We start from the raw sequence: 11,775 nt of genomic DNA on the forward strand, positions 1-11,775 counted from the left end.
AAACCAATTTTGTTTCTCTCCCTTTATTAAAGAAAAGCTATTTTACAAATTAAAAGTAGAATGTTAAGGCAGTACCTGAAAGAGTACGAATTACTGAATATTTTGCTCCGTTTGGGCCAATATTAAAATATTCCAATCCTATAAATGCCTGAATGGAGAAACGCGAACTGAACGCATACTCTGCACCAACTTTTGCTTGAATATCGACACCGTTCATGCTAGTTCCACTACCTGGGCTATATGTGAGATATCCAATCTGGGCACCAACTAAGGTGGAAAGATTGTCAGCTGAGTTAAGGTAATAATCAAAACCAGCGCCGATTTGAAAATCCGATGTGCTGGAACCGACACTTGGGGACACCGTTGCGAAACCAATACCAAATCCAACTCTTGTGTTTTGATTCACATTGTACAGAACACCCAGTGTTTTACCGCCAATATTATTAAACAGATCCTCACCACCCAGGACTCCGGTCTGAATTCCAAACGCCCCTTGCTTCAACTGTGCAGTAGCTAATGAGGCAATCATTGCGATTGCAACCAGAACTACGAAAAGTTTTTTCATTGTATAGCTCCTTGTTAGATTAGTGAAGGGAAATACTGTGGTTCACCCACACGTAATACTGTCAGTCAAAACCCACGGAAAATATATGTTTACAGCGATCAAATGTCAAACGTTTTTTTCTCTATGAACACTGTCAGTGCGGCTTTCCTTCTACGAGAGCAAATTCTTTCATGGTAAATGTAAGATACAAAAAAAATGGCGGGCTTCCAAAAACAGAAACCTTGTCAAGGTTTCTTTGATTAACGTTGTAACCTTGACAAGGTCACAGAGAAAAATAAAAAGGGAGAAAATCCTTTCAGACTTTCTCCCTTGATTTTGCCAAAGAATGGCTAAGAGTTCATTACAGCGGGAAAATATAAGCAACGTTCAACGCGAGGTTGCCAACATCACCGCTGAGCACATATTTCACAGATGCATCAATTGGTCCAAATTGATAACCAACACCAGGAATGAAAACGAATCGGCTCTCTGTACCGGTAATATCCTGGGCGCCTGAGGCAGGGACAATTGTTACACCACCAAAGATAACAGCTGGGGATCCGGGGAAAGAAACAGTTGTAGATACTGAATAAATTCCAAGTTGAAGTTCTCCATAGAAGCCAGGAGTAACTGACTTACTCAAGTTATATTTACCACCAACAAGAATTTCTAAGGAAGAACCACTGCTAATATCATTTTTCTTGGCCCATGAAGTATAGCCAACCTGACCGGTTGCTAAAATATCTTCATTAATGCCATATTGGAATAAGCCGAAACCTCCAATGCCTACACCAACAAAATCGCCCCAAGTTCCCATTGGTAATCCAAGCTCAGCACCAACGCCGGCGGACATTTTACCTTGTCCCCACACTGCTTGCGCAGAGGCAACCGATGCCACTAATGCAATAACAACTAAAACTGCGAATAATTTTTTCATGTATAGCTCCTTGTATGAATGTGTTTTGTTAGTTAGAAAAAAGGGATTCCCCCACTGTTAATTATCTTTAAAAAACCTCCGCAAATATAAACCTACAACGCCTAAATGTCAAGCAATTTCTTGATAACCGAGCTGAATTTTATTGTTTAGTCATCCGTTTATTTCTCTTCTCTTATGTTCAAGTAATGTGCCAAAAAATGAACTCTTAAATTTTTTCATTATAAAACAAATCATATTGATCTGTCGCATACAATAGACATAGAAGTATTCTTTTTCGTTGCTACTCTGCGACAATAATTGAAATTCTTAACTAGACATCTCAAAAATACCACGTCAATCCTGTTGTAGCAGATGTGAAGACATCTGAAGCGGGCTTCTCTGCAATCTTATAGGAAGCTGAGACAAGACCAATATGACCAAACCAAGAGAAATGAGAATTAAACCAAAACTCAGCCCCAAAGAAACCGCTCACACTTACAAGACTGGTCCCAATGCCTGCGACATCCGTTGCGGAACCAAATCCCAACGCTCCGCCAAGAAAAGTAGAAATATTTTCGGCAGTATGGAGATAATACCACACATTCCCAGTGAACGTAAACTCAGAATTTTTCTCTCCGCTTGTGTCTGACCGTGATCTAAATCCTAATTCACTTCTTATACTGATACGATTTGACGGCATATATGCCATACCAATATTCAACGAGCCATTATTGGCGGAAATATTAGATGAGGACACAAATCCTTTGGAGATAGTCGTTGTAATACCATACTTCCCTTTCTTCGGTTGAGAATGTACCGTGACCGTGAAGAGTATAGCAAAGATGATAATACATAACAAATGGTACGTTTTAAGGTATGGCTTGATCATACAAGAATTTTATATGGAATGAAGCGAATTGTATTGATACGCAATGCTACTTCAGTGCCAAGCTGTAACGGTCATAGCAACTCAGAATATTGTCGACATATTCAACTGTCTGCCGGGCACTATGTAAATATCCATTCGGCGGACAACCGTCACTCCAAACACGGCTATGCAGAGTGTAGTTCTTTTTTGAGAGAAAAGGAAGTGCAGCGCGAATAGAAGACCATTTGTGAGGATCGTTTCCCATATATGAGGCAATCTTTTGGGCATCCTGCACTCGCCCAAGTCCTGCATTATAGGCGGCAAGTGTAAGACATATTCTGTCTTCCCTCGGTATATTTCTAAACATCGCAAATAGCGATTTTAGATGATAAATGCCTACTTTGATATTATTACGTGGTGTTAACGCCTCTTCAACACCTATTTTTTCTGAAATTTCAATCTGTGTCATTGGCATAATTTGCATCAATCCGTATGCGCCTTTATAGCTCACTGCATCATGGTCGAATCTTGATTCCTGCTTCATTACAGCCAGTACCAATATCCAATCGACTTTATACTCTTCTGAGTATTTTTTTACTAATGGAATATATTGATTCAAACCTGCCGTACTCATCGATGCGAACGGAGAAGGCTGTAAAGGAAGCGTACTTTCGGTTATATCCTCAATGGAAGATCCGGCTTTTTGAGCATACGTAGCGCTTGTTACTTGCTGAGAACAACCGAACAATATAAACGAACTCAGAATTAAAAGAATTACTGTTAAAAGACTACAAAAAATCTGTCCTTTTCCCTTTTCAGTAATAGTCATTAAATCTTCCGAAGTTGTTTAACATCAGTTGTTTTTGAAACACTAAGAATTCCCTTTGCGTTCCATTGCAACAATATATCCAATTCTAATGTATGAATCAATATAAACATGAAAGTTTAAAAAAACACATGTGCGTTTTTCGCTCATTTTCGCCATATCAAATTTTATCTTCATCACTCAACTTCAATAATCTTGTTCTTTCCTTTGAAACCAGAAACAATGGCAATGGATCGCTTGGGTTTATTCAAATATTCGGCCAAAACTTCTATCACTCTTTCGTTCGCTTTCCCTTCAATTGGCGGTACATTGACGCGAATAACAAGCGAGCCATCGGCGGAGCGTGTAACCTCGTTCTTTCTTGCATTCGGTTTGACAGTGATTTTTAATTTCATTGAATTACTCTTTTTTAACGAAAAAACCGCCTTAACGAACTGTTAGCGGTTTTAGAGTTTAAAACTCATTTTTTTATCGGAATTATTTCAGAAATCGCTTTTCAACATCACTGATCTTATTCACCCTGGGCAAATGCCTGCCGCCGCTAAAAGGAGTAGCGAGCCAAAGCTTGACGATTGTTTTCACCATCTCAATTCCCAACACTTTGCTGCCAAGTGTAAGAACATTGGCATTGTTATGCTCGCGGCTGCTGCGTGCCACAAACTCATCGTAACAAGGAACCGCACGCACACCCGGCACTTTATTGGCCACAATTGCCGATGCCACACCGACACTGTCAATCATAATACCGCGTTCAGCTTTGTTTGAAGAAACCAGAGACGCAACGGCATAGGCAAAATCAGGATAATCGCATGCTTGTTCTGAATCGGTCCCAACATCGATGACTCGATTTCCTTGTTCCGCAAGATAAATTTTAAGAGCTTCCTTCATCGAGAAACCGCCATGATCAGAACCAAGTGCAATTGTCATTGTATTTTCGTGAGTTATCCGGGGCGATGGTTCGGGAATTGTTTTTTGAGAAGCTGCCTGCGAGATAGTTGCACTTTGTGTTTGAATAGAAAATTTAATGTGTCGCTTCTGCGCTTCGTCTTGAGCGGCGGCAGTGATGATAGCATTTGATTGAATCATCAGCACTTTTATTCCATGCAGCGCAGCATCAACCACATCTCGTTCTGTAATCAAAGTACGTTTCAAGGTATTCTATTGTCCATTTCCCCATTCCAACACTTCCAGGCGCACGCGCGCCGTGCCGGTACGAATCAAATCTATTTCCTTCGCTGCACCCATCGACAAATCCATCATCCGCCCTTCTACAAAGGGTCCGCGGTCGTTAACGCGCACAATGACGGTTTTGTTATTCTCCAAATTCGTCACACGTACTTTTGTCCCGAAAGGGAACGTTCGATGCGCAGCAGTTAGTGCATTCATATCAAAGATCTCGCCGTTCGATGTTTGTTTGCCATGAAAATCATGCGCATAGTAAGAAGCAATTCCTTCGAGTGTCAACAGAATTTTCCCCGAGTTCTGCTGCATTGGCCGTTCAGTTTGCACCGCCGGCCTGCGTTCGCCGGAATGCGACCCGCCTCGTTCCGCAAATCTGGGTGTCGAAGCACAGCTGACAAGCAGACAGGCTGCTGCGCAGCACAGAACACGAATCGTTAACTGCCTACAACAGTCCATTGATTTGTTTACGCCGGAGGTAATCCACAACCTCCTTAACATCTTGTGATCTTCCTTTTTTGCAGATCAACACAGCGTCATCTGTCACGACGACGATGGCATCTTCAATGCCAATTGTCGCTACCACTTTGTTGCCCGCGTCAATATAGTTTCGATGCGAATCTTTTGCGATGACCGTTCCGCGCAGTGCGTTGCCTTCCCCATCGATCGGTGTGAGACGAACCACTTCATCCCACGAGCCGACATCACTCCATCCGAAATCTCCTCTCGCTACAAAAACATTCGATGCCTTTTCCATCACGCCATAATCGATGGAGATGCTGCGAATGACACCATAGACACGTTCAAGTGTCGCTTGGTAACTCTCTGTGCCGATCGTATGTTCTAACTTTATCAGTTGTTCACTCAGTTCTGGAATATATTTTTCAATTTCCTGTAGAATGACACTCGCCTTCCAGATAAACATCCCGCTGTTCCAAAGGAAATCGCCGCTCTTTAAAAACTTTTCTGCCGTTTCAAGATTTGGTTTCTCGGCAAACGTCTTCACGCGGTAAATGCTATCCGCCGCATACGGATTCTTATCTGACGTGTCTTCAAATTGGATATACCCATATCCTGTTTCGGGGTGCGTTGGTTTGATACCTATCGTCACTAACGCGTTACTTTCCTGCGCTACGTGAGCTGCACGCCGAAGCACGCATAAAAATTCTTCCGTATCCCGGATGATATGATCCGCCGGAAGGATGATCATAATAGCGTTTGGATCATTGCGGCTAATCCATTTCGCAGCAAGTCCGATGCACGGAGCCGTATTTCTTCCAAGCGGTTCCGTAAGAACATTTTGCAATGGCAGTGAAGGCACCTGGTTGTGGATGATATCTTTTTGAAGCTTGTTCGTCACCACCAGTACTTTATCCGATTGAACCAACGGCTGAATGCGTGCGATGGTATTGGATATCATAGAACCAGAGCCGACAATTTCAAGAACTTGTTTGGGTGATCGTTCACGACTTTGAGGCCAGAAACGCGATCCTACACCACCCGCCATTATTACTGCGTAGATATTAGGTTGATTCATTTTTCTTATTCGAACATAGTTCTAAAATCACGGAGAGTATCGTTTACCGTGCTCATGATGCCGGCTCGTTTGTCCGGCATACTTCGTGCCCATTGCGCAAACGGATCTTGAATATTGGAAAGGATATTCATGACACGGACATCATCGAGGTACTGGTTATTTGAGATATACTCAAGAAATTCTATAAGCATCTTGCAAAATTGTTTGTAATCTTCAGCCGCAGAACCAGCGGTAATCACTGTATTGCATTCATCGATAATATCAGACAATAACTTTGTTCGGTCGTCATTACCGCTTTGCACGGACTCTAAAAACTTTTCCAGCAGCAGGGAAAACCTCTGTTCTTGTTCACTATCGGTTTTCGATCCACCGCCCGCAGATCGATTCAGTTCAGGAGAGTGTACCGTTGCACCAAATATTGAGTCTATTGTTGCCTCTGGTGTTGAAATTGATTCAAAACCCGGTGGTGAAGAAAGATTGAAGTCCGAATTCAATTCAGGTGTTGGCATTGATCCAGCTTCTTGTGAACCAGAAAGATTAAACATCGTTCCTGCAGTACCCGATTCTGGCCCAGAAGGAGATTCATCTCCAATCGCCTGACGGAACTTGGAGAACACATGTGTCTCTTCATCGATCGTTGATTCCTCCTTCGTAATATCCTTTTCTACCTTGTCCGCAATCCACATCAAGCTCAGGGCAAAATCGGCACATCCCTTTACTTGATATAGAGACCGAAGTTCCGCATAAATATCTGGAGTGGATGAAACTCGATCACGAATTCGATCGAGAATCGTTTGATGTTCGTACGAGCGAAGTTCATATTTCGGTAAACGCTCGAGAAGAAGGGAGATGTATTTCTGAGTGCGATTCATATTGTCCTATAGATTCGTGGAACACGTGAACTGATCCCGCACAGAAACTCATACGTGATGGTCCCGATTTTATCGCAGAGAGATTCAAGCGGGATCGTACAGCCATCCATTTCACCAAAAAGTAAAACGTCATCTCCGTTATATGCCGTGCCATCCATCCCAATATCTACCATACATTGATCCATGCAAATCGATCCTACCACCGGATATTTTTTTCCGCGTATGACGGCTACACCTTTATTCGAAAGCAGACGGAAGTATCCGTCGCCATATCCTATGGGAAGTGTGACGATGCGCGTTTGATCGTTGGTCCTATAGGTGTGGTTATAACTAATTCCGGTATGCGAAGGAACTACCTTAAAGTAAGAAACTTTTGTTTTCAGTGTCATGACCGGCTTCAACTTTTTACCGTCAAAAGTAACATCCGGCAGATATCCGTTCGGATTATATCCGTATAACATGATACCAGGCCGTACCATGGAGTAATGTGAATTCTTATAATTCATGATCCCGGCAGAGTTGGCAATGTGAACGAATTCGGGGAGAAGCCTCTTTTTCTCCATGCTCTTCAATATCGATTCAAAACGACTCAGCTGTTGGGCCGTACAGTCAGTGTCCGATTCTGCTTTTGCCAGATGCGAGAATATACCTTTTATCTTGATTGATTCCAACTCGTATGATTTTTCGATGAACCGTTCAGCATTGTACCAGTGTACACCGATTCGCTCCATGCCAGTATCAATTTTTAAATGAACCGATGCAACTTTCCGCATCTCTTTTGCTACAGCGGCAATGGCTATCGATTTATCAATTGATGAGCTTGTAATTTCAATATCATGAGTTATAAAATCAGCGATCTGATCTGCATTGATGGGACCGAGCACAAGAATAGGAGCAGTAATTCCACGTTCCCGCAAATACACCCCCTCTTCGAGAACCGCAACGCCTAAATAGTCAACCCCTTGTTTTAAAAGCTCACTGGATATTTCGTAAAGTCCGTGTCCATAGGCATTTGCTTTAACCATCGCCATTATTTTTACATCGTCGTGTATTAACGATTTGACGATAGAAAAATTGCTGCGCAGGTTTTCGAAGGATATTTCTGCACGCGTAGGTCTGTTCTTATAGGTTTCAATTCCAGCAATCATTTCTGATCTCTACGAGTGAAAAACCTACTGATTGATTCAGTGGGTTTCTAATTACTCCACGCCGACAATCTTTAAGCGGTTCAGTGCACGATAGAGAGCAAGTTTTGCACGTTCAATATTGGTCTCGGGATATTTCTCCGCTATCCGTTTCAACGCACGATCGCGCGCTGCTTTCACTCGCTCCACATCAATTTCATCGGTACGTTCAGCTGTCTCTGCAAGGAGAATGACATTGTTCTCTCTCACCTCTACAAACCCGCCTGAAGTAGCATATTGAAACTCGGTTCCGCTTGCATCAATAATTTTTACTTTGCCAATCGTAATGGATGCAAGCAACGGCGCATGGCTGTGCAGTACTTGAAATCCCCCGTCAATACCCGGCGCACTAAAACTTGTGACTTCACCTTTAAACACGATGCGTTTTGGTGTCACAATTTCCAAATGGAAAGACTTATCTGTCATAATTATGCGGCCTGCAGCTGCTTCGCTTTTTCGACAGCTTCTTCAATTGTACCGACCATCAAGAATGCATTTTCAGGCAACGTATCGTACTCACCATCTAGGATTCCTTTAAAGCCGCGTATGGTATCTTCAATTTTTACGTACCTGCCAGGGATGGAAGTGAATTGTTCTGCAACAAAGAACGGCTGTGATAGGAACTTTTCAATCTTTCGAGCGCGCGTCACGGTCAGTTTATCTTCATCAGAAAGTTCATCCATTCCAAGTATACTGATAATATCTTGAAGGTCTTTGTATGATTGGAGAACTTCTTTCACCCGTTTCGCTACACTGTAATGCTCAGAATCGATGATGTTCGGATCGAGAATACGTGAAGTAGAATCCAGTGGATCAACTGCGGGATAAATTCCTTTATCCACAATCTGCCTGCTCAGCACGGTCGTCGCATCTAAGTGCGAAAACGTTGTTGCCGGCGCAGGATCAGTTAAATCATCTGCAGGGACATAAATCGCCTGCACCGATGTAATCGATCCTTTCTTCGTGGACGTGATACGTTCCTGAAGTTCACCCATTTCCGTTCCGAGCGTCGGTTGATATCCGACGGCAGACGGCATGCGTCCAAGCAGCGCAGATACTTCCGAACCTGCCTGCACAAATCTAAAAATATTATCTATGAAAAGAAGAACATCTTTGCCTTCCTCATCGCGGAAGTACTCGGCCATTGTCAGCGCTGTGAGGCCAACACGTTGACGCGCACCGGGAGGCTCATTCATTTGGCCAAAGATCAATGCTGTCTTCGCGAGCACACCGGATTCTTTCATATCCAACCAGAGATCGTTTCCTTCGCGTGTTCGTTCGCCGACCCCGGCAAACACTGAATATCCACCGTGATGTGTGGCAATATTATGTATCAATTCTTGAATAATAACTGTCTTCCCCACACCAGCTCCGCCAAACAGTCCGGTCTTTCCACCTTTTGTATACGGTTCAAGAAGGTCGATAACTTTGATTCCGGTTTCAAACATTTCTTTTTTTGTGACGAGTTGATCGAAACTTGGAGCTTGACGATGAATGGGATAATATGTTTTCGCTTCTATCGGTGGAAGACCATCGATGCCCGCGCCAAGCACATTAATCAAGCGACCGAGCACTGCCGGACCAACCGGAACTGTAATTGGTGCACCGGTGTCATGGGCAGTCATTCCACGCATAAGACCATCGGTGGAATCCATCGCGACTGTTCGTACGCGGTCTTCACCCAACTGCTGCTGAACTTCTACAATGAGATCTTCGTTTATTCCTTCGACATTTTTTCTTGGAATTCTTACGGCATTCATAATTTCCGGGAGTTTGCCGCCAGAAAAGTCGATATCAACTACAGGTCCGATAATTTGGACTATTTTTCCTTCGTTCATAAAATCCTTTCAGAGAAAAAAATGTTACAAAACTGAACTAAATTATGAAAAGATGCCCCCACAATCAATCGTTTTTTCGCATACGCTCTTTTAGCACATAGCAGTACTCAGAGAGAAAAAATGTGAGCTAAAATAATTCTGACACCAATAAGAATGAGTAAGACGCCTCCTATTTCCGCCGCTCTTTTGCCGAATTGTCTTGAAAACCTTTGACCAAGCAAAAGACCAATGAATGACGTCGCACCAGTAACAACACCGATCACAACTGAGGGATACCAGATGGAAACACGTAGAAGTGCCAAACTTAATCCGATCGCTAATGCATCCAGACTCGTTGCAACCGAAAGCACGACCAACATCATTCCTCGACTCGGGTCTTGCTGCATAACGCCTTCATCATTTGCTCGCGCAGATTGAATCATGTGGACAGCAACCCATGTAAGCAATCCAAATACAATCCAATGATCGAAGGATTGAACATAGTGTTCAATGCTGAGACCTGCCAGCCAGCCAAGGATAGGCATAAGAAACTGGAAAAGTCCAAAATGAAACGATAATCGCAGCATAGACCGATGCCCGCGCGTTGCGCCTGTTGATCCAGCGGCGACCGATACCGCAAATGCATCCGCTGCTAAACCGAGCGCTATTAGAACAACCTCAAAAAACGACATTGGTTATGTTTGATGGTCTATCAAAGACAAAAAAAAACCGCCTCAGGCGGATTGATAATAATTTCATATTATGCTGAAGGTGGAGTTTACGCCAACTTGTCTGCCATCTTTTGGGCAGAAGGCGCATGAGCCTTTCGCTCAGAACCCACGACATGTGAAAGAATTGTGAATTATTAAATGTAATGTAAGAACAATCTTTTTCTTGTGCAACAAACACTATCTACTTATTAACATTTGGGGGGAATATTTGAGCTTGCCAGGAGGATCTGAGATAATCACCATAAAATTTTGCGTCGTTCTCTATAGTCGCTAGAACAGAGATCGATTTGATCTTCGTCAGATCGGATGTCGTGTGTCCGGTACTGTCGTAGTATGTGAGATAAAACTTTCTAAAATTTTTTCCTGCTGTGAACGGCGTTCCTCCATTGACCGTTCTCATCAAAAAGAATTTCGTTGATGTGGGCATAGGTGCAAGATAATATCTGACCTGCTCGACACTACCATTATTATCGATGTCTCCTACTATCTCAACCCTGCTTGTCTCTGCAATCGTAAAAGGTGTCGCCGAAGAATTATAGCCAGCCTGTCTCATTTCGGAAGAGAACGTAAAAGACGCCGTACTAAGCTCTCCTTCCAATGCCGCCTTTTCAGTATGTTGATAGAGTAAGTTTTGCAGTAATAACATTGCTTGGAGAATGATGAGGATGATTACTCCTTTAATAATGTAGGATTGGATGATATCAAAGGGTATCATAACTAATATGTTTTTACAGCACTGAAAGAAATTGGTGAAAGGTACACTGGATGTTGCACTGTTACCACTATTCGTTTAAAATATCCTTTTGAAGTACTGACAACATTTAAATTGCCGGATTGTACATAGGTCACTGTACATGTTGCTATGAATCCGTTGAGGGCAGGAGTGTTGACTTTCCGTACATATCCATTATAATCATCAAAATCATTATAAGAACCTAAGGAACGAAAAGTAGATGTAGTTGTAGCTGTATCCGGTATAGAAACTGAAAATCTGGGTTCAGATCCTTCAGGTCCTAACGCAGATGGATCAGTAAATTCACTTGGAGGTTGATAGTACGCGGGGTTTACATTTGTACCGAATTTCTTGCTGAGTGCTTCATTCATGAGAGCACTTGCGATTTCACTGGCTTGATTGAATGCGATACTTCGATATTCATCTTGCTGACTCTGAACGATCAGTCTGTTTGCACTAATCACTAGAATCGTAATCGCAATGAGTGCAGCAGCCGCCAATATCGATTGTCCTAAATTCACTTTGCCTCTTTATAGCATGTTCCTTACTCCCACACAACACATAGATC

15 protein-coding genes are annotated in these 11,775 nt (G+C 42.8%); all 15 read right to left on the minus strand.

Features of this window, described 5'->3' with window-relative positions:
• Positions 1-49: 49 nt before the first annotated feature.
• The 15 genes from NTX44_02650 to NTX44_02720 all read right to left on the minus strand — a co-directional run bounded on the left by NTX44_02650 (position 50) and on the right by NTX44_02720 (position 11,728).
• Positions 50-565, minus strand: coding sequence for a hypothetical protein (locus NTX44_02650; protein ID MCX6120503.1), 516 nt, complete (start codon positions 563-565; stop codon positions 50-52).
• A gap of 340 nt (positions 566-905) precedes the next feature.
• A complete protein-coding gene (locus NTX44_02655) occupies positions 906-1,481 on the minus strand; it encodes a hypothetical protein (GenBank protein MCX6120504.1) in 576 nt (191 codons plus the stop codon).
• A 319-nt stretch (positions 1,482-1,800) separates the two neighbouring features.
• The gene (locus NTX44_02660) at positions 1,801-2,349 is read right to left on the minus strand and encodes a hypothetical protein (protein MCX6120505.1); all 549 of its coding nucleotides are present in this window, start codon (positions 2,347-2,349) and stop codon (positions 1,801-1,803) included.
• A 46-nt stretch (positions 2,350-2,395) separates the two neighbouring features.
• A complete protein-coding gene (locus NTX44_02665) occupies positions 2,396-3,157 on the minus strand; it encodes a transglycosylase SLT domain-containing protein (GenBank protein ID MCX6120506.1) in 762 nt (253 codons plus the stop codon).
• A gap of 173 nt (positions 3,158-3,330) precedes the next feature.
• Positions 3,331-3,549: a DUF167 domain-containing protein gene (locus NTX44_02670; GenBank protein ID MCX6120507.1), complete on the minus strand. Its 219-nt coding sequence runs from the start codon at positions 3,547-3,549 to the stop codon at positions 3,331-3,333.
• 82 nt (positions 3,550-3,631) lie between these two features.
• Entirely contained in the window at positions 3,632-4,306 is a 675-nt protein-coding gene (gene rpiB, locus NTX44_02675) for a ribose 5-phosphate isomerase B (protein MCX6120508.1), read from the minus strand.
• Between the two features lie 6 nt (positions 4,307-4,312).
• On the minus strand, positions 4,313-4,792 hold the full coding sequence (locus NTX44_02680; protein ID MCX6120509.1) for a septal ring lytic transglycosylase RlpA family protein: 480 nt from the start codon (positions 4,790-4,792) through the stop codon (positions 4,313-4,315).
• A complete protein-coding gene (locus NTX44_02685; GenBank protein ID MCX6120510.1) occupies positions 4,779-5,870 on the minus strand; it encodes a mannose-1-phosphate guanylyltransferase in 1,092 nt (363 codons plus the stop codon). Before NTX44_02685 ends, NTX44_02680 begins: the two co-directional genes overlap by 14 nt.
• A 5-nt stretch (positions 5,871-5,875) precedes the next feature.
• Complete coding sequence (locus NTX44_02690; GenBank protein ID MCX6120511.1) at positions 5,876-6,742, minus strand: hypothetical protein; 867 nt, start codon at positions 6,740-6,742, stop codon at positions 5,876-5,878.
• Positions 6,739-7,890 carry an alanine racemase gene (gene alr, locus NTX44_02695; GenBank protein ID MCX6120512.1) on the minus strand — a complete coding sequence of 384 codons (1,152 nt, stop codon included), beginning with the start codon at positions 7,888-7,890 and terminating at the stop codon, positions 6,739-6,741. Before alr ends, NTX44_02690 begins: the two co-directional genes overlap by 4 nt.
• Before the next feature lie 51 nt (positions 7,891-7,941).
• Positions 7,942-8,352, minus strand: coding sequence for a F0F1 ATP synthase subunit epsilon (locus NTX44_02700; GenBank protein ID MCX6120513.1), 411 nt, complete (start codon positions 8,350-8,352; stop codon positions 7,942-7,944).
• A 2-nt stretch (positions 8,353-8,354) separates the two neighbouring features.
• The gene (atpD, locus tag NTX44_02705) at positions 8,355-9,764 is read right to left on the minus strand and encodes a F0F1 ATP synthase subunit beta (protein ID MCX6120514.1); all 1,410 of its coding nucleotides are present in this window, start codon (positions 9,762-9,764) and stop codon (positions 8,355-8,357) included.
• A 107-nt stretch (positions 9,765-9,871) separates the two neighbouring features.
• Positions 9,872-10,435 (minus strand): manganese efflux pump MntP family protein, encoded by a 564-nt coding sequence (locus tag NTX44_02710; GenBank protein ID MCX6120515.1) that lies wholly within the window; start codon positions 10,433-10,435, stop codon positions 9,872-9,874.
• Positions 10,436-10,655: 220 nt separating this feature from the next.
• A complete protein-coding gene (locus NTX44_02715) occupies positions 10,656-11,189 on the minus strand; it encodes a hypothetical protein (GenBank protein MCX6120516.1) in 534 nt (177 codons plus the stop codon).
• Between the two features lie 2 nt (positions 11,190-11,191).
• Positions 11,192-11,728 (minus strand): hypothetical protein, encoded by a 537-nt coding sequence (locus NTX44_02720; protein MCX6120517.1) that lies wholly within the window; start codon positions 11,726-11,728, stop codon positions 11,192-11,194.
• Positions 11,729-11,775: the final 47 nt, after the last annotated feature.

The sequence above is a fragment of the Ignavibacteriales bacterium genome (genome assembly GCA_026390575.1).
In the GTDB taxonomy this organism is placed as follows: Bacteria; Bacteroidota; Ignavibacteria; order UBA10030; family UBA10030; genus Fen-1298.

Bases quoted from the DNA above. Each gene is read 5' to 3' on its own strand.
- atpD (MCX6120514.1), bottom strand. From the start codon at position 9,764: ATGAACGAAGGAAAAATAGTCCAAATTATCGGACCTGTAGTTGATATC.
- NTX44_02685 (MCX6120510.1), bottom strand. From the start codon at position 5,870: ATGAATCAACCTAATATCTACGCAGTAATAATGGCGGGTGGTGTAGGA.
- NTX44_02690 (MCX6120511.1), bottom strand. From the start codon at position 6,742: ATGAATCGCACTCAGAAATACATCTCCCTTCTTCTCGAGCGTTTACCG.
- NTX44_02650 (MCX6120503.1), bottom strand. From the start codon at position 565: ATGAAAAAACTTTTCGTAGTTCTGGTTGCAATCGCAATGATTGCCTCA.
- NTX44_02710 (MCX6120515.1), bottom strand. From the start codon at position 10,435: ATGTCGTTTTTTGAGGTTGTTCTAATAGCGCTCGGTTTAGCAGCGGAT.
- NTX44_02655 (MCX6120504.1), bottom strand. From the start codon at position 1,481: ATGAAAAAATTATTCGCAGTTTTAGTTGTTATTGCATTAGTGGCATCG.
- NTX44_02700 (MCX6120513.1), bottom strand. From the start codon at position 8,352: ATGACAGATAAGTCTTTCCATTTGGAAATTGTGACACCAAAACGCATC.
- NTX44_02665 (MCX6120506.1), bottom strand. From the start codon at position 3,157: ATGACTATTACTGAAAAGGGAAAAGGACAGATTTTTTGTAGTCTTTTA.
- NTX44_02670 (MCX6120507.1), bottom strand. From the start codon at position 3,549: ATGAAATTAAAAATCACTGTCAAACCGAATGCAAGAAAGAACGAGGTT.
- alr (MCX6120512.1), bottom strand. From the start codon at position 7,890: ATGATTGCTGGAATTGAAACCTATAAGAACAGACCTACGCGTGCAGAA.
- NTX44_02680 (MCX6120509.1), bottom strand. From the start codon at position 4,792: ATGGACTGTTGTAGGCAGTTAACGATTCGTGTTCTGTGCTGCGCAGCA.
- NTX44_02660 (MCX6120505.1), bottom strand. From the start codon at position 2,349: ATGATCAAGCCATACCTTAAAACGTACCATTTGTTATGTATTATCATC.
- NTX44_02715 (MCX6120516.1), bottom strand. From the start codon at position 11,189: ATGATACCCTTTGATATCATCCAATCCTACATTATTAAAGGAGTAATC.